15 protein-coding genes are annotated in these 16346 nt (G+C 75.8%); 9 read left to right on the top strand and 6 right to left on the bottom strand.

The features are described from left to right. Positions 1-601: 601 nt before the first annotated feature. The gene (locus tag ACIPYS_RS24785) at positions 602-1489 is read right to left on the bottom strand and encodes a carbohydrate kinase (protein WP_400749632.1); all 888 of its coding nucleotides are present in this window, start codon (positions 1487-1489) and stop codon (positions 602-604) included. Positions 1490-2008: 519 nt separating this feature from the next. Between ACIPYS_RS24785 and ACIPYS_RS24780 the strand changes: the two genes are divergently transcribed. The 4 genes from ACIPYS_RS24780 (at position 2009) to ACIPYS_RS24765 (ending at position 5915) form a co-directional block, all read left to right on the top strand. Beyond that, positions 2009-3580: a M1 family metallopeptidase gene (locus ACIPYS_RS24780; protein ID WP_400749629.1), complete on the top strand. Its 1572-nt coding sequence runs from the start codon at positions 2009-2011 to the stop codon at positions 3578-3580. 552 nt (positions 3581-4132) lie between these two features. Beyond that, complete coding sequence (locus ACIPYS_RS24775) at positions 4133-4654, top strand: SigE family RNA polymerase sigma factor (protein WP_093863568.1); 522 nt, start codon at positions 4133-4135, stop codon at positions 4652-4654. Further along, on the top strand, positions 4641-5636 hold the full coding sequence (locus ACIPYS_RS24770; RefSeq protein WP_400749626.1) for a hypothetical protein: 996 nt from the start codon (positions 4641-4643) through the stop codon (positions 5634-5636). Before ACIPYS_RS24775 ends, ACIPYS_RS24770 begins: the two co-directional genes overlap by 14 nt. A 30-nt stretch (positions 5637-5666) precedes the next feature. After that, positions 5667-5915: a hypothetical protein gene (locus ACIPYS_RS24765; protein WP_093863566.1), complete on the top strand. Its 249-nt coding sequence runs from the start codon at positions 5667-5669 to the stop codon at positions 5913-5915. Between the two features lie 76 nt (positions 5916-5991). Here the strand turns inward: ACIPYS_RS24765 and ACIPYS_RS24760 are convergent, their stop codons facing one another. The 4 genes from ACIPYS_RS24760 to ACIPYS_RS24745 form a co-directional block, all read right to left on the bottom strand. Continuing rightward, complete coding sequence (locus ACIPYS_RS24760) at positions 5992-7665, bottom strand: sigma-70 family RNA polymerase sigma factor (protein WP_093863565.1); 1674 nt, start codon at positions 7663-7665, stop codon at positions 5992-5994. Positions 7666-7953: 288 nt separating this feature from the next. Further along, the gene (locus ACIPYS_RS24755; RefSeq protein ID WP_231978044.1) at positions 7954-8973 is read right to left on the bottom strand and encodes a CAP domain-containing protein; all 1020 of its coding nucleotides are present in this window, start codon (positions 8971-8973) and stop codon (positions 7954-7956) included. Positions 8974-9272: 299 nt separating this feature from the next. Next, a complete protein-coding gene (locus ACIPYS_RS24750) occupies positions 9273-10070 on the bottom strand; it encodes a maleylpyruvate isomerase N-terminal domain-containing protein (RefSeq protein ID WP_400749620.1) in 798 nt (265 codons plus the stop codon). A 79-nt stretch (positions 10071-10149) separates the two neighbouring features. Further along, positions 10150-10668 (bottom strand): GNAT family N-acetyltransferase, encoded by a 519-nt coding sequence (locus tag ACIPYS_RS24745; protein ID WP_400749617.1) that lies wholly within the window; start codon positions 10666-10668, stop codon positions 10150-10152. Between the two features lie 246 nt (positions 10669-10914). On the opposite strand from ACIPYS_RS24745, the gene ACIPYS_RS24740 reads away from it, so the two are divergent. From ACIPYS_RS24740 to ACIPYS_RS24720, 5 genes are all read left to right on the top strand, one after another. Next, the gene (locus ACIPYS_RS24740) at positions 10915-12522 is read left to right on the top strand and encodes an ATP-dependent DNA ligase (RefSeq protein ID WP_400749614.1); all 1608 of its coding nucleotides are present in this window, start codon (positions 10915-10917) and stop codon (positions 12520-12522) included. A gap of 236 nt (positions 12523-12758) precedes the next feature. Next, the gene (locus tag ACIPYS_RS24735; RefSeq protein ID WP_400749611.1) at positions 12759-12977 is read left to right on the top strand and encodes a ferredoxin; all 219 of its coding nucleotides are present in this window, start codon (positions 12759-12761) and stop codon (positions 12975-12977) included. Positions 12978-13114: 137 nt separating this feature from the next. Next, positions 13115-14335 carry a cytochrome P450 gene (locus ACIPYS_RS24730; RefSeq protein WP_400749608.1) on the top strand — a complete coding sequence of 407 codons (1221 nt, stop codon included), beginning with the start codon at positions 13115-13117 and terminating at the stop codon, positions 14333-14335. Between the two features lie 227 nt (positions 14336-14562). Continuing rightward, complete coding sequence (locus ACIPYS_RS24725) at positions 14563-14724, top strand: hypothetical protein (protein WP_159425123.1); 162 nt, start codon at positions 14563-14565, stop codon at positions 14722-14724. 142 nt (positions 14725-14866) lie between these two features. Further along, the gene (locus tag ACIPYS_RS24720) at positions 14867-15223 is read left to right on the top strand and encodes a hypothetical protein (RefSeq protein WP_231978042.1); all 357 of its coding nucleotides are present in this window, start codon (positions 14867-14869) and stop codon (positions 15221-15223) included. Between the two features lie 115 nt (positions 15224-15338). Here ACIPYS_RS24720 and ACIPYS_RS24715 read toward each other — a convergent pair whose 3' ends face one another. Next, positions 15339-16337, bottom strand: coding sequence for a hypothetical protein (locus tag ACIPYS_RS24715; RefSeq protein WP_197698659.1), 999 nt, complete (start codon positions 16335-16337; stop codon positions 15339-15341). Between the last annotated feature and the right edge of the window lie 9 nt (positions 16338-16346).

Genomic DNA, 16346 nt, shown 5'->3' with positions numbered 1-16346 from the left:
GTGCCCGGCGGCCCCCAACCCCCCCCCGCTTGACCCCCCCCCGGGGCCGCCCCCCCCCCCCCGGCCCCCCGGGGGGGGGGGGGGCCGGGCCCGCCCCCCCCCCCCCCCCCCCCCGCCGGTCAGGGGGACGGCTCGCGGAGAACCGCGGCCGTCGGTGCTCACACGGTGCTTCGAGCCCGGTCGAGCACGGTCGAACCCGGTCGAGCACGGTCGAGCACGGTCGAGCACGATTGACCGGGCTCGGGCCCGTTCCGGCTTTCGGCCGCCCGGCCCGGCAGGTTCCACCCCCTCGCCCTCCGCGTCCCATGGCCGCGCCCGTCGGCCCAGGCTCCGAACGGTCCGGGCGGACCGGGCGGACCGGGCGGACCGGGCGGACCGCCACCGTGCAGCGGGGCCGGCTCACGCCCACGGCCGCGCATCCGCACAGCTGCACCAGGACCGCGATCGCTGCAAGCACCACGCCGGGGGGGGATCCCTGCCTGTGGCTCAGCCCAATTGTTGGGCAAGCACCCAACAGGACGCTATTGGACACTCAACCAATACGTATCCTATTGGTCAATTGCCCAATACTTTCACTATTGGTCAGTTTGCCAATAACGTCTCAGGCGAGAGCCGAAGCCAGTTCGGCCGCATCGGGCGGCGTCGCGCCGGGGCGGGTGACGGTCAGGGTGGCGGCGGCCGTGGCACGGGCCAGGGCGGCGTCGAGGCCCGCGCCGGTGCGGCGGGCGTGCAGGAGCGCGGCGGTGAAGGCGTCGCCCGCGCCGACCGTGTCGGCGACCTCGACGGTGCGGGCGGGCGTCTCGACCCGGCGACCGTCGGCGGTGAGCGCGAAGGCCCCGGCCGGCCCGCGGGTGACCGCGACGGTGGCCGGGCCGAGGCCGAGCCAGTGCCGGGCCACCTCCTCCGGATCCCGGCCCGGGTAGAGCCAGTCGAGATCCTCGTCGCTGGCCTTGACCAGATCGCTGAGCGCCACGCAGCGCTCCACCCGGCGGACGGCTTCGTCGTGCTCGCCCATCAACGCGGGCCGCACATTGGGGTCGTAGCTCACACCGGCCCGGCCGCGCCACCGCTCGACCAGGGCGAGCACGGCCGCCGCCCCCGGCGCGGTGACGGCGGCGATCGAACCGATGTGCAGGTGCCGCGGGGAACACGGCAGTTCGACCGGCGGGAGGGTCCAGCCGATGTCGAAGGCGTACTGGGCCCGCCCCTGCTCGTCCAGCCGCACGACCGCCGAGGGGGTGCGCGGAGCGTCCCCGCTGCCCGCCGGGGACAGCAGGGTCACACCGGCGGACTCCAGGTGCGCGCGGATCAGTCGGCCGTACCGGTCGTCGGCGAGCTGGGTGAGCAGGGCGACGGGCTCGCCCAGCCGGCCCAGCCCGTAGGCGACGTTGGCCGGGCTCCCGCCGGGGTGGACGACATCGGGCGCGCCGTCCGTGCGGACGACGTCGGCGACGCACTCGCCGATCACCACGAAGTGCGGGCTGGTCACGGGGCTGCTCCTGCCGGTCCGGTGCGCCGGCGGGGCTGCGGGCGGCCGACGCGGCTGCCCAGCCTACGAGGTGGCCGACGAAGCGCTAGCAGCAATGCACGAGAAGGGGTGCACGAGAAGCAATGCGCGAGAAGCAGTGCACGACGAGCAGTGCGGGTGGCGCGGGACGCCGCGCGCGTGCGGAGCGGACGCGGGGGCGCCGGCTCCGCACGCGGGCACGAGTACGGCCGCCGGACCTGGCCAGGTTCTCCGACGGCCGTGGTCCCGCCCGTCAGGGGGCGGAACTCTTCGAAGGTATGACACTGCGCAGCCGCTCGGCCACCATGGTGGTCCGTCCGGGGGACGGCCGCGTGTCGCCCGGGTCGGGGCCGACGGGTCCGCGGCGGTTCGTGCGGGCCGGGGGCGGAGGGGTGGGCGTTGTCGGAGGGCTCTGCTACGTTCCGTGGCCAGAAGATCGCTCACCGGAAGCGGCCCGCCCCGATCGGCGCGGGACCGTCCGACACGAGAGAGGTGATCACCTTGTCCTGGCACCGTTCCGTCCTCGCCGCCGCGCTCGCGCTCGCGGCGGTACCGCTCGGTCTGGCCCCGGCGGCCGCGGGCAGCCCGGCTGCGGGCACCCCGGCCACGGACAGCCCGGGCGCGGACAGCCCGGGCACGGACAGCGCGGGCGCGGGCCCGCCGCCGGCCGCGGACCCGGTCTTCCCCGCCCTCGGCACCACCGACTACGACGCCCAGTCCTACGACCTCGCCTTCACCTACCGCCCCGCGACCAGGACGGTCGACGCCACCACGGCGATGACCGCCCGGGCCCGCACCGCGCTGCCGAGCCTGGAGCTGGACGCGCTCGGCCTGGACGTGCACGCCGTCCGGGTCGACGGGCGTCCGGCCGGCTTCCGGACGCACGACGAGAAGCTGACCGTGGTCCCGGCGCGGCCGGTCCGGGCCGGGGCCGTGCTGCGGGTCGAGGTCGAGTACACCGCCGACCCGCGGGCCGCGCTGCCGCACACGGGCTGGGTGGTGACGCCGGACGGCTTCGCGGTGGCCGGCCAGCCCGACGGCGCGCACACCGTGTTCCCGTGCAACGACCGGCCTGGCGACAAGGCCCGCTTCAGCGTCGCGATCACCGCGCCGGACGAGCTGTACGGGGTGGCCAACGGTCTGCCGGTCGCCACCGAGCCGCACTCCGACGGCACCACCACCCGGCGCTACCGGTCGCGCGAGCCGATGGCGACCGAGCTGCTCCAGGCCTCCGTCGGCCGCTACACGGTCCGTGAACGCCAGGGCCCGGACGGGCTGCTGCTGCGCGATGTCGTGCCCGCCGCGCGGGCCGCCGACCTGGAGCCCGCGCTCGCCCTGACGCCCGCCCAGCTGGACTGGGCCGAGCGGCACCTCGGCGCGTTCCCGTTCGAGACGTACGGGCTGCTGCCGGCCGACACCGACGACCCGGCGGCGTTCGACTTCACCGGGCTGGAGACGCAGACGCTCACGCTCTACAAGCCGAACTTCCTGCGCCAGCCGGAGCGGCAGATCGGCTCGCACATGATGCACGAGCTGGTCCACTCGTGGTTCGGGAACAGCGTCACCCCGGGTACCTGGGCCGATCTGTGGCTGAACGAGGGCCACGCCGACTTCTACGGTCTGATGTACCGCTACGAGCGCGGCTGGCCGGACTCCGGTGGCTTCACCACCCTCACCGACCGGATGCGGAGCGTCTACGCCCAGGGCGACCAGTGGCGCCACGACTCCGGGCCGGTGGCCGCACCGACCGCCGCGACGCTGTTCGACAGCCAGCGGTACACCGGCGGCGCGCTGGTGCTGTTCGCGCTGCGGGAGCGGGTCGGGCCCGAGGTGTTCGACCGGATCGAGCGGGCCTTCCTGCGGCGCCACCGGAACGGCACCGCCACCACCGCGGACTTCCTGCGCACGGCGGACGAGGTCTCCGGGCAGTCCCTGGGCGGCTTCCTGCGCGACTGGCTCTACGGCGAGCGGACCCCGCCCATGCCGGGGCACCCCGACTGGACGGTGGATCCGGTCGATCCGGGCGCGGCACGGCGGGCCGGAGGTGCGCCGAAGGGCTCGGGGACGCTCTGACCACGGCCGGCCCCGCCGGCGGAACGGCCACGGACGGGCGGCGGACCGGCCACGGACGGAGAGCGGACCGGCGCGGGGCCGGAGCCGGGCCTCACCCGGCGCGCCCGGCCGGTGCGCCCGGGCGCCGTTCGCGCGCCCTTGGCGGGTCGCGGTGGCGGGCGGATCGTGGTGACCACGGCCCGCTCGCCGCCCGGCCGAGTCCCGGCCGGCTCGCGGGCCGTCCAGCGTTCGCGCCCGCCCGGAGCGCCTTCGCGCCTCTTCGTGCGCTCCCCCGCCCCGTGCCCCACCCGCACCGCGCCGGCAGGGCCGCCACGGGCCGCAAGGGACTGCCGGGGGACCGCCAGAACCGACCCCGCCGCGGGCCCCGACCTGGCCACCCGCGAAAATAGACCGGTCGGACAGGCAACCCGGCGCCGACCCCAGCGCGTTCAGCAGCCGTGAGAACGAGAGCGAGGATCCGGCGGCCATGGCCGACCGGCAGGACCGCCGCCAGCGACCTGGCGGCGCGGAGCACGGAGACGGTGGCGGGAACAGCATGGCGGGGGCGTCGGGATGAGCGAAGCGAGACCGGACTTCGAGGAGTTCGTCGCCGCCCGCAGCCCTCGGCTGCTCAGGATGGCGTGGCTGCTGACCGGCGACCCGTACCTGGCCGAGGACCTGCTGCAGACGGCGCTGGCCAAGGTCTGGCCGCGCTGGGAGCAGGTCTCGATCGATCGGCCCGAGGCGTACGTCCGCCGGGTACTGGTGAACTCGCACGTCTCCTGGTGGCGCCGCCGCTGGCAGGGCGAGCTTCCGCACGACCGGCTGCCGGAGCCGCCGACGGTCGCGGACCCGTTCGACGAGGTGGTGACCAGCCAGGTGGTCGCCGCCGCGGTGCGGGCGCTTCCGGCCCGGCAGCGGGCCGTGGTGGTGCTGAGGTTCTTCGAGGACCTCAGTGTGGAAGACACCGCCGAGGCGCTGGGCTGCACCCCGGGCACCGTCAAGAGCCAGACGCACCGCGCCCTGCAGGCGCTGCGCGGCAAGCTTCCGGCCAGGGAACTGCTGCTGGACGGGGGTCGTCGTGACGGAGCATGACTTCGCCGAGTGGGAACGCGAGGCGGCTCTCGACCGTGAGACGGCCCTGGACCGGGCGGTGGCCGACGACCACGAGGTGGCGGACGAGCTGCGGGTGCTGCTCCAGCTGGCCCCGCCCCACCTGCCCGCGCCCGCGGACCGGATGGAGCGGGTACTGGCGCGGGCCGCCCTGGCCCGGCGGCGCCGACGGCGGGCGGCGCTCGCGGCCGGACTCGCGGTCGGCCTGACCGCCGCCGTACTGGCCGCCGCACCGGCGCTCGCCCCCGGACCGACGGGGACCGTGCTCGGCCCGGCCGCCTCCGGACCGGCCTCGGGCGCGATGCCGCCCGCCGGAACACCCACCGGAACACCCACGAACGCACCGACCGCCTTCCCCGAGCCCTCGGTGAGTGCCTCGGCCGACGCCGCCACCGGTGGCACCGACGGCGGCGCGACAGGGGACCAGACGGCCGACGGGGTCACGCCGCCCAGGCCGGTCCGGTTCACCGCCCTGGACGGGGTGATCATGGACGTCCCGGACGCCTGGTCCGACCTCACCGTGCTCGCCACCGCCGGACGCCCCGAGTCCGTCGGCTACGTCGCGTCCCAGCCCATGTTCTGGGAGCCCGGCTGCCAGATCCGCAACGGCGAACGGCCCCAGGTCTGTCTTGCGGCGGGAGGGCTGTTCGACAACGCGGCGATGGTCTCGGTCCGGGTGATCCGGGACGAGAAGGCCGCCACCGAGGCCGCGAAGCGCTCGACGCTGCTCCGGCCCGTCGAGCCCGACAAGGCGTGCCTGGCCGAGGGCGGCACCCAGCAGCTCGTCGCGCAGCAGGTGGTCGCCCCGAGCGGGAAGGCGGCGGAGATCGTGGAGCTCTCGGCCTGTCTGCGGCTCCCGGCACAGGCGACCCTGAGCGCGCTGTACGGGCTGGCCTCCTCGGTGCGGCTGTTCGGGCCGGCCGCGGACAGCCCGACCGGCCCGGCGGGCGACCCGCTCCCGTAACCCGGGTGGCGGAGCGTCGTTGAACGGGGCATGAAGAAGCGCAGCATGCTGGCCGTCGCCTCGCTCGCCGTCGGCGTCGTCGCCTCCCTGACCGCCCCCAGCGCCCACGCCGCCGCCCTCGGCGGCCAGGGCGACCTGACCGGACCGCTCCAGGGCGGGCCCCTCGCCTCGGCCCCGGACGCGCTCCCGGGTCAGGTCGGCGACGCCGGCGGCGTGGTCGGCCGGGCGACCGACCACGTCACGGGCGAGGCCCCGGGCCTGATCGGCCTCCCGTCCTGACGGCACTCACGGTTCCGGCGGCACACGCGGTCCTGTCGACGCCCACGGTTCCGGCCCGGCGTGCCGCCCGGCACCGTCAGCCGAGCGGGGCGCCCAGGTCCTGGGTCCAGTAGAGCCCGGCCGGGCCTGTGGCCACACCGATCCCGACGTCCTTGAACGCGCAGTCCAGCATGTTGGACTGGTGGATGCCGCCGTCCATCCAGCGGGTGAAGACCACCGCCGGGGCGCTCGGGCCGCGGTCGAGGTTCTCGCCCCACTGCGACCAGCGGTAGCCGACCGCGTTGAGCCGGGCGTCGGCCCGGGTGCCGTCGGGGGTGAGGTGGTCGAAGAAGTTCCGGGCGACCATGTCCTCGGAGTGTTTCTGGGCGGCCGCGTGCAGCTTCGGGTCGATCCGCAGTGGGGCGCAGCCGCGTCGGCCGCGCTCCGCGTTCACCAGGTCGACCAGCTGCCGCTCCAGGTTCGGCGGGGTCGTGGTCGGCCGGGCGGTGGCCGGGGTCGCGGTCGGGGTGACCACCGGGGGGCTGCTCGGCACGGGCGGCACCTCGACCGGGGCGACCGTGACCGGCGCGGGCGGCGCCGCCTCCGGCGTCGGTACGACGGTCGGTTCGACGGCCGTCGCGACGGGCGGCACCGGGGCGTCCGGGGCGCTGGCCGGGGTGGTCGGTTCCGGCGCCGGCCCGGTCGGCTGCGTGGGCTGGGGCCAGACCATCGCGAGCGTCGCCGCCGCGAGCACCACCGCCGTCCCGCCCGCCAGCACGCTCTTGCGGCGGGCCAGGTCGGTCCAGCCACCCGGTCCGCCGGCCGGGTCGGTGGGCGGGGTTCCGGTACTGGTGGGTGACGTACCGGTGGGCGGAGCACCGCCGGTACCGGCGCCGGCGGACCCTCCGGCCGCGCCGCCGTCGCCCGGGACGCCGCCGGAGCCGGCGCCAGGCGTCCCGGCCGTGGCTCCGGCGGCGTGGAACGCGAGCCCGCTGGGCGCGTCCATCGGGACCGGGACCAGCGCCAGTCCGGCGAGCAGCCCCTCCGCCGGGAACAGGTCGCGCCCCAGGCCGTCACAGGCCTGGCAGCCGCGGATGTGCCGGGCTATTCGCTTGCGCCAGACCGAGTTCGGCGTGCCGTCCCAGCCGGTCATCACCTCGGCGAGCTCCGGGCAGCGGGGGTAGGCGGTGAGCGCCCGGACCACCACCCGGCCGGCCTCCAGCTGCTTCTTCATCCGCTGGACGCGGACGGCGGTGTGCTGCGGCGTCAGGTCGAGCGCCTCGGCGAGTTCGGCGCGGGTGAGTTCGCCCGACGCCTCCAGCCACCAGAGGGAGAGCAGTTCCTTGTCGTCCGGGTCCAGCCAGCGGGTGGCCTCGGCGACCTCCCGGCGCTGGCCGGAGAGGCCGAGCCGGAGAATGGTCAGGTCGGTGAAGTCCGCGCGCGGGTCGGCCACCTCCCAGCTCTCGTCCAGGCCGCCGACGGCCGCCTGCTGCTGGCCGGTCGACCGGTTGCGGACCTGGTTCATGGTGATCGCGACCAGCCAGGACCGGAACGCCCCCGGGTCGCGCAGCCCCTCCAGACCGTCGAGGGCCCGGATCATGGTCTCCTGCGCGATGTCGTCCACGTCGGCGTGACCGTTCAACGCCCGGCCGGCCACGTTGTAGACCAACGGGAACCAGGCCGCGACCAGTGCCTCGCGCGCCTGCGGGTCGCCCGCCTGGGCCGCGCGCACGAGGGTCGTCCCGGCCCTGCTCTGCACGTCAACGTTCATGGGTCCGCACTCCGTCCGGCTGTCGTCCGTCCGCCACTGCCTCCTCGGAGACCGTTGGGGAGTGCTCAGATAACAACAATTTGCGCGGATTCGGAAAATCGGCGAACCGCGAGGCCACCGGCCGGGCCCGTGCGGGCCCGAACGGTGGTTCCTCGGCAGGGTGGCACGCTCGGGAGGGTCGTGCGCTGGGGAGGGTCGTGCGCTCGGCAGGACGGCGCGCTCCGGAGCACCGAGCCGCCGACGGCCGAGCAGTCGACGGCCGGGCCGCCGAAGGTCGGAGCGCCCGGCTCAGGACGGCGAGGCGAAGACCTGGGTCCACCAGGGCCCGCCCGAACCGGTCCGGACGCCGACGCCGATCTGCTTGAACGAGCAGTTGAGGATGTTGGCGCGGTGGCCGGGGCTGTTCATCCACGACTCCATCACCGCCGCCGGATCCTTCTGACCGCGCGCGATGTTCTCGCCCCAGCTGCTCCAGCGGTAGCCGGCCGCCTCGATGCGGTGGTCCGCGTGGAAGCCGTCGGGGCTGGCGTGGTCGAAGAAGTTGCGGTCGGCCATGTCGTCGCTGTGGAACTGGGCGGCGGCGGTGAGCTTGGCGTCCACCGTGAGCGGTCCGCAACCGGCCTGCGAGCGCTGGACGTTGACCAGGTCCGCGACCTGCTGGGCGAAGGAGCTGTTCGACGAACCGCCCGGCGCGGTGGTGGCGGTCGGACGCGGCGCGGTCGGCGAGGGCTTGACCGTCGTGGGGGCGCTGGTGGGGGCCGCGGTCGGCTTCCCCGGGTCGGGGGCACCGGCCGTACTGCCGGGAGTGGTTCCGGTGCTCGGGCTCACGGTCGGATTGCGCGGCGTGCCGGACGCGGTGGCCGGGGCCGTCGAGGCGGTGGGCCCCGCGGTGGTGGCCTGGGCGGAGGGCGTCGCCGGGGCGGTGCTGGGAGGAGCCGTGGCCGTGGCCGCGCGGGCCTGGTCGGTCGGGGCCGGGTCCTGGACCGGCGCGCCGCCCGCCCCGGGTACCTGGATGCCGTTCACGTCCCCGGCCTCGGCCGCGACCAGCGGCTCGTACGCCACCGCCTGCGAGCCGGTGTCGCTGCCCTCCTCGCCGCGGAACACCGCGTACCCGGCGCCGGTCAGCGCGGCGATCACGCTCGTGCCCGCGACGGCCGCGGCAACGGCCATCATCGGTCCCATCGCGCCCCGGCGGCGGCGCCGGCCGTGGCCGCGCCGCCGTTCGGCGGCACGCCGCGCGGAGCGCCCGTCGGCACCCGCGGGGCGCCCGGTCGCGGGGAGGATGGTGGTGCGGTCTTCGCTGTTCACCTGCGCACGCTTCCTGAGTTCTGGTCCGTCGGATCGGTCGGACGAGTGCCGACACCTGGGAGACCGTGGAGCGGTGGGCGGATAACAGAAAAGTGCGAACTGATTTCCGAACGAACCGGCGGGACGGCGCTCGGCCATGATGCCGCATCCCCGGCCGGGCCCGTCGGGCGGCACGGGGGCGGTGCACCCGGCGCCCGCACGCGGCGGCGTCGCCCGGAGCTCGCGCGGAACGCCGACCGGGGGCGGAATCGGTCGATTCCGCCCCCGGTGGTGCACCCGGCGGGTGCCGCGTCCTGGTCCTAGACCTCGGGCTCCCAGGCGATCAGCTGCTCGATGATCTGCCGGTCGCCCTCCATCTTCAGCACGTCGAGCGGCTGGCGGCCGTAGAAGCCGGCGAGGATCAGTTCGCCGGCCGAGGACTCGGTCGAGAAGTCCGCCGGGGCGAGGTCCGCCGAGCCGGGGGTGCCGGGCGCGGGGATGCGGGTGGCCCGCGCCCCCTCGGCGTCCAACTGCAGGCGCCAGGACCGGCCCTCGGTGACGTGGTAGTCGACGGTCGCGGGCTCGTGCGGCCAGGCGGCCGTCGTGGCGCAGCAGGTGACCAGGAACTCCTCGACGCCGTCCAGGGCCACCTCCTCCGGCAGCGGCTGCGCGGTGCCCGCGACCAGCTGGGCGTCGTAGGTGTGCACCGTGATCTCCTGGAGCTGGTGCCGGGCCACGGCACCGGCGGTCTGCGGCGCCTGCGAGTGCGGCCACCACGTCCAGCAGCCGCTGTCCGGGCCGGCCTCGCGCAGGGCGTCGAGCAGTTGCCGGGTGGACTCGGCCAGCCAGGCGATCAGGGCCTCGCGCTCCGGCGGCACGGCCGGGCCGGCCAGGGCGGCGGAGGTGTCCGGACGGACCTCCGACGGTCCGGCGGCGACGATGAGGCTCCAGTTGCGGCGCCCCTCCCCCAGATGCCGCACCAGGTCGAGCAGCGTCCAGTCGGGGCAGGTCGGCACCTTCGCGTCGAGGTCGGGCGCGGCGGCGACGGCGGCACGGAAGGCGGTCGCCCGCTCGTCGATCAGACGGAGCAGGTCGGGAAAGTCCAGGGTGTTATGCACACCCGGTGTCTATCACCATGATCGAACCGCCTGCCATCCCTTTTCGCGCACGCCGTCCCGGCTCCGGGGCGCGTGACGGTCAGACGCCGGCCGACGGCATGTCGTAGGTGACGAACATCGTCCGGGTGGCGACCTGGTCGTACTTGCTGCGGGCCCGGTGGTTGTCGTCGGCGGTGATCCAGCGGACGGTGTCCCAGCCGCGCTCGGCGGCGATCGCGCGCAGCCGGGCGAGGAGCAGGTCGACCGCCCCGGTGCCGCGCGCGGCCGGGGCCACGAACAGGTCGTCGAGGAAGCCCGCCACCGCGCCGTGCAGCGGGCGGACGAACGGCCGGTAGTGCGCCAGTCCGACCGGGGTGCCGTCGGCGTCGCGCACCAGCAGACCGCCCAGCTCGTGCACCGGGTCGGTGAGCCAGGACCAGACCAGCTCGGCCTTCTCGTCGGGCATGGGCACCCGGTAGAAGTCGCAGTAGCCCCGGAACAGCTCCCGCCAGGCGGCGAAGTCCGCAGCCGTGGGCACGTCGACGGTCCAGCCCCCGGTGGGCCGGAACCCGGCGGGAGGTGTGGCGCTGGTCGTCGGCGTGGTGCCGGTCGTCGGCATGGGACGCTCCTCGGTTCGGTCGTACCGTGCGTGCACGGGTGGACGCCGGACAGCATGACGCCCCGTCGGATCCGCGCCGATCGACAGCACGGCCAAGTACGGGTCCGCTCCGCTACGGAGTGGCAAGCGCCCCGTGCCACCGGACCGGCGTCCCCGCCGCGCGCCCGCGACCCGCATCACCGATCCTGGACGCCCGCCCGCACGCCGTTCCCGAGGCACACCCCACGCCCGCCGAGGAGGCCCCCGATGCTGCTCCGCCGTCTGGCCCTCACCTCGCGCGCCGTGGCCACCGAACCCGGTCGGCGGGCCAAGACCGAGCTGCTCTCCGACTGTCTGCGCGAGCTCGGCCCCGAGGAGGCGCCCGCCGCCGTCGTCCTGCTCTCGGGCGAGTCGCAGCGGCTGCGCACCGGCCTCGGCCCGGCCGCGCTGCGCGAGCTGCCGCCGCCCGCCGCCGAACCGGTACTGGGGGTGCGCGAGACGGAGCGGGTCCTGGAGGCGATCGCGGCCGTGCACGGGACGGGTGCCCGGGCCGAGCGGCAGCGGCTGCTGGCCGGACTGTTCGGGCGCGCCACCGAGGTCGAGCAGTCCTTCCTGCGCGCCGTCCTGGTCGGCGACCTCCGCCAGGGGGCGCTGGACGCGGTGGTCGCCGACGCCGTGGCACGCGCCGCCGGGGTGCCGGCGGCGACGGTGCGGCGGGCGCTGATGTTCCGCGGTTCGGCGCGGGCGGTCGCCGAGGCCGCGCTGACCGGCGGGGAGCCCGCGCTGGCCGCCTTCCGACTGGAGCTGGGCCGCCCGGTGCGGCCGATGCTGGCGGCCTCGGCGCCGGACGTCGGCGCGGCGCTGGAACACCTCCCCGGTCCGGCGGCGCTGGAGTGGAAGCTGGACGGGATCCGGATCCAGGTGCACCGGGACGGCGGGGACGTCGGCGTGTTCACCCGGTCGCTGGACGACATCACCGCCCGGGTGCCCGAGGTGGTGGAGGCCGCGCTGGCGCTCCCGCTGCGGTCGGCGGTGCTGGACGGCGAGGCGATCGCCCTCGGACCGGACGACCGCCCGCGCCCGTTCCAGGAGACCGCCGCCCGCACCGCGGCCCGCCGGGACCCGGAGCGGCTGCGCGCCGAGGTCCCGCTCAGCCCGCACTTCTTCGACCTGCTGCACCGGGACGGCGAGGACCTGGTGGACCGGCCCGGCCGGGAGCGCTGGGCCGCGCTGGCCGGGGCCGTCCCGGCCGCACTGCGGGTGGCCCGCACGGAGACCGGCGACCGGCAGGAGGCCCTCGCGTTCTTCCGCGCGACCCTGGCCCGCGGTCACGAAGGGGTCCTGGTGAAGGACCCGGCGGCGGGCTACCGGGCCGGCCGACGCGGTGCGGGCTGGATCAAGGTGAAGCCCCGGCACACCCTCGACCTGGTGGTGCTGGCCGCCGAGTGGGGCAGCGGCCGGCGGCAGGGTTTCCTCAGCAATCTGCACCTGGGAGCGCGGGCCGGCGGCGAGGCCGGCCTCGGCCCGTGGGTGATGCTCGGCAAGACCTTCAAGGGCCTGACCGACGACACCCTCGCACGGCAGACCGAGGCCCTGCTCGCCCGCGAGGTCGAACGGGACGCCCGGACGGTGCGGGTGCGGCCGGAGCTGGTCGTCGAGATCGCCTTCGACGGGGTCCAGCGCAGCCCCCGCTATCCGGCCGGGCTGGCACTGCGGTTCGCCCGGGTGGTCCGCTACCGGCCGGACAAGAGCGCGGCCGAGGCCGACACCGTCGCGACCGTCCGGGAGATCGCGGCCTCGGAAGGGATCACCACGACGGAAGGGATCACCACGAAGGACGGGACCGCGGCGACGGACGGACCTCCGGAGCGGTGACGGAGCGCAGCGCCGGACCGGTGACGCAACGCAGTCCCGGACCGGCACAACCCGTCTGACGATCGATCAAACTTCTTCTTCCTCACACTCGTTCACGAGCAGTGGCAAATCGGCCATTCTGCGCGAGACGGCCACGCTCTCTTCGTGTGCGACGGGAGTCGGGGTTAGTTTGACGACGACAGCGGGGGCGGCACGGCCCGGAGGATCCGGTGCCACACCAGGGAAGGATGTCCGCGATGCACGTGAACGTCGAACGGGACCGCTGCTGCAGCTCCGGCCAGTGCGTCATGACCGTGCCGGAGATCTTCGAACAGGACGACCAGGACGGTCTGGTGCGCGTCCTCCTGAGCGCCGTACCCGCGCCGCGGTTCGCCGATGTGCGCCTCGCCGCCGAGCTGTGCCCCGGCGGCGCGATCACCGTCACCGAGGACGACGGGGCCGGCAGCGCCGCCTAGCGACCGTTCGACCACCACTCGACGACCGCTCGACGAGCGCCCGACGACGACGCCCCGGCGGCCACCGCCGGGCCCGCCGCCCGCCCGCCGTCTCCCACCGCCTGCCACAGGCCCACCTGTCACGCGAGGAGACCACCTTGAGCACGCCCACCGCTCCCGTCACCCTGATCCCGGCCCGGCACGACACGGCCTGCCCGTTCGCGCCGCCGCCCGCCTACACCGAGGCCGCGAGCACCGGCCCGGTCAGCCGCGCGGAACTCCTGGACGGCTCCCCCTGCTGGCTGGTGACCGGCTACCAGGAGGTCCGTACGGTGCTCTCGGACCGCCGGTTCAGCGCCGACGCCCGCCGGCCCGCGTTCCCCTTCCTCACCGAGGGGCGGCGCGAACTCGTCGCCGCCAACCCCTCCTTCCTCCGGCTCGACGACCCCGAGCACGCCCGGCTGCGCCGCATGGTCACCGGGGACTTCCTGGTCAAGCGGGTGGAGGAGATGCGCCCCGGAATCCAGCAGATCGTGGACGAGGCGCTGGACCGGATGATCGCCCGGGGCGGCCCGGCCGGGCCCGCCGACCTCGTCGCCGACTTCGCCCTGCCGGTGCCCTCCCTCGTCATCTGCCTGCTGCTGGGCGTCCCGTACGAGGACCGCGAGGCGTTCCAGGCGAACAGCCGGCTGCTGCTCAACACCGAGGCCGACGACCGCGACGTGGCCCGGGCACAGACCGAACTGCTGGACTACCTCGGCCTGCTCGCCGAACGCAAGCGGGCCGAGCCCGGGGACGACATCCTCAGCCGGCTGGCCACCCGCGAGGACCTCACCACGCGCGAGATCGCCTCGACCGGGGTGCTGCTGCTGGTCGCCGGGCACGAGACCACCGCCAACATGATCGGGCTCTCCACCGCCCTGCTGCTGCGCCACCCGGAGCAGGTGGCCCGGCTGGCCGATCCAGCGGCGGTGCCCGGCGCGGTGGAGGAGCTGCTGCGGCTGCTCACCATCGTGCACACCGGGGTCCCCCGGCTGGCGGTGGAGGACGTCGAGCTCGGCGGCACGCTGATCCGGGCGGGGGACGGCGTGATGGCGATGCTGTCGACCGCCAACCGGGACGACGGGCTGTTCGGCGCCGAGGGCCACCCGGGCGTCGACGAGGTCGACCTCGACCGCGAGGCCCGCCGGCACGTCGCCTTCGGCTTCGGGGTGCACCAGTGCCTGGGCCAGCCGCTGGCGCGGGCGGAACTGCAGATCGCCCTGGCCACGCTGTTCCGGCGGCTGCCGGGGCTGCGGCTCGCGGTGCCGGAGGAGGAGCTGGAGTTCCGCACCGAGGCGCTGATCTACGGGCTCGGCTCGCTGCCGGTCCGCTGGTGACCGCGGCGGGCGGGCGGCGGCGGGCGGCCGCCCGTCGGTGACCTGCGACGGGCGGTCCACGACGGGTGACCGACGGCGGAGGGCCGACCGGGTCCGGTTGGCCCTCGCCGGGGCACGGAGGCAGGCTTGAGGTGCGGAACAGAACACCGGCCCGGCGGCCGCCCGCCACCACGGCGTAGCGCGGCGGGCCCGGACGCCCCCGGCCGGCCGAGGAGACGGAGCCCGCGATGACCGACATGAGCGCACGCTCCGAGGTGAGCGTCGACCGGGACGAGGACGTCCGCGCGGCCGACCCCGAGGAGGGCATCACCTCGATGCAGAACCTGCACGCGCAGGACACCTCCCAGGCGGAGGGCGAGCCGGAGGATGAACGGGGGGCGATCGGCTGATCCGGCCGGACCGACAGGTTTGCGAAGAGCCGCCGACGAGCAACCGAGACGTTGCCACGAGGCCGCCCGATCTGCGGGCGGCCTCCGCGACCGCCGGTTCCGCCGCCCGTACGGCGACGGACCGGCCGGAGAGGATGGGCGCATGACCGAACAGCAGCAGGGCACGGCGGCCGGGCGGTCGGCGGGGCCGGTGGAGCCGCCGGTCGACCCCCGGGCGTCCTGGGCCACCTGGACCACCCAGTCGATCATCAGCGGACCGGGCGGGGTGACCACCGTCGAGGTCGGCCCGATCTCGGGCGACCTCACCGTGCACACCACCTGGGTCGACGGCGAGGCGCGGCTGACCGTCCAGTACACCGGCGCGCTGGACTGGTACTCGGTGGCCGGCAGTCCGGTTCCGGCGGCCGACGAGACCACCGCGCGGGCCGTCCACCAGGCCATGGTGAACGCCGTCAAGACCGGGAAGGGCTCCGCCGCCCCGGCGGCACCGGCCGGCTGACCCGGCGCGCGGCGGCCGGCCCCGGGCGGGGTCGGCCGCTGCGGTTGTCACGGGCGGGCCGTGCGACGCCCGGGCGCCCTCGCGGACGGCCTCGCAGACGCCCCCGCGGACGGCGTCACGGGCGCTCGTCCGGCTCCGCCCCGTCGCCCTTCCCGACCGCCTTGCCCAGCCCCTTCCCGAGGCCCTTCACCAGCCCCTTGCCCGCGTCCTTCACCAGCCCCCTGCCCGCGTCCTTCTCCGGACGCGGGGCCGGTGCGGCGGCCGCCCAGTACCCGGGGTCGACCGGGCGGCGCGCCCGCAGGTCCGCGCGGACCTCGCGGGCGACCTTGCGGGTGTCCCGCAGATTGACCGTGGCCCCGATACCCGCGCCGACCAGCAGCGGGGTCAGCGAGGGCAACCGGCGCAGCGAGCTGCGGGTCAGCCGGCGGCGGACCTGCTGGCGGACCTCGCTGCCGAGGGCCATCGCCGCCAGGCCCGCCGGTTTGGCCAGCAGCGAGCCGTCGATGCCGCGCCGGTTGGCCCAGGCGGTGACGTAGGCGGTGGCCTTCTGGGCGGCCGTCCCCTGGGCCGGGAGGCCGTAGACCTGGTGCAGCTCGGCGATCAGCTTGACCTCGACGGCCGCCACGGCGAGCGTCTCGGCGGCGATCTCGACCGGCATCGCGGGCGGTACCGGGAGCATCGCGGCGGCCCCCACACCGGCGCCGAGCGCGCTGGAGGCCCGGCCGGCGCCGGTGACCAGCAGGTCGGCGAGCTGTTCCGGGTCGGTGGCGCCGGGGTGCTGGGCGCGCAGGGTGGCGAGGTCGCGGACGGGGATCCGCGGGGCCGCCTGGAGCAGCTGGTCGGCCAGCGCGCGGCCGCCGAACGCGGCACCCTTCGCCGCCGCCCGGCTGCCGCTGCCGAGGCGGCGGGAGATGTCGGTGACCAGCTGGGCGCCGCGCCGTCGGCCGCGCTCGACACCCGCGCGGTACTCGGCGAGCTCCCCGGCCTCGCCCTCGGGGAGCGCCCCGGGCGCACTCGGTTCGAGTTCCTCGACCAGGCCGGCCAGCTCGTCGGCGACGCGGTCCGGGGTGGGCTCGGGCTGTCCGGAGCGCCCCGGTTTCCTGAAGATTGCCATGCTGTGGCC

It is taken from the genome of Kitasatospora sp. NPDC089913, from assembly GCF_044748625.1.
Lineage (GTDB): Bacteria > Actinomycetota > Actinomycetes > Streptomycetales > Streptomycetaceae > Kitasatospora.
The sequence above is the reverse complement of the archived record's forward strand: the minus strand, read 5'-3'. Positions and strand labels throughout refer to the sequence as shown.

Excerpts from the sequence above, each read along its gene's own strand:
- ACIPYS_RS24775 (WP_093863568.1), top strand. The coding sequence starts at position 4,133 with ATGAGCGAAGCGAGACCGGACTTCGAGGAGTTCGTCGCCGCCCGCAGC.
- ACIPYS_RS24765 (WP_093863566.1), top strand. The coding sequence starts at position 5,667 with ATGAAGAAGCGCAGCATGCTGGCCGTCGCCTCGCTCGCCGTCGGCGTC.
- ACIPYS_RS24735 (WP_400749611.1), top strand. The coding sequence starts at position 12,759 with ATGCACGTGAACGTCGAACGGGACCGCTGCTGCAGCTCCGGCCAGTGC.
- ACIPYS_RS24740 (WP_400749614.1), top strand. The coding sequence starts at position 10,915 with ATGCTGCTCCGCCGTCTGGCCCTCACCTCGCGCGCCGTGGCCACCGAA.
- ACIPYS_RS24760 (WP_093863565.1), bottom strand. The coding sequence starts at position 7,665 with ATGAACGTTGACGTGCAGAGCAGGGCCGGGACGACCCTCGTGCGCGCG.
- ACIPYS_RS24720 (WP_231978042.1), top strand. The coding sequence starts at position 14,867 with ATGACCGAACAGCAGCAGGGCACGGCGGCCGGGCGGTCGGCGGGGCCG.
- ACIPYS_RS24725 (WP_159425123.1), top strand. The coding sequence starts at position 14,563 with ATGACCGACATGAGCGCACGCTCCGAGGTGAGCGTCGACCGGGACGAG.
- ACIPYS_RS24745 (WP_400749617.1), bottom strand. The coding sequence starts at position 10,668 with ATGCCGACGACCGGCACCACGCCGACGACCAGCGCCACACCTCCCGCC.
- ACIPYS_RS24715 (WP_197698659.1), bottom strand. The coding sequence starts at position 16,337 with ATGGCAATCTTCAGGAAACCGGGGCGCTCCGGACAGCCCGAGCCCACC.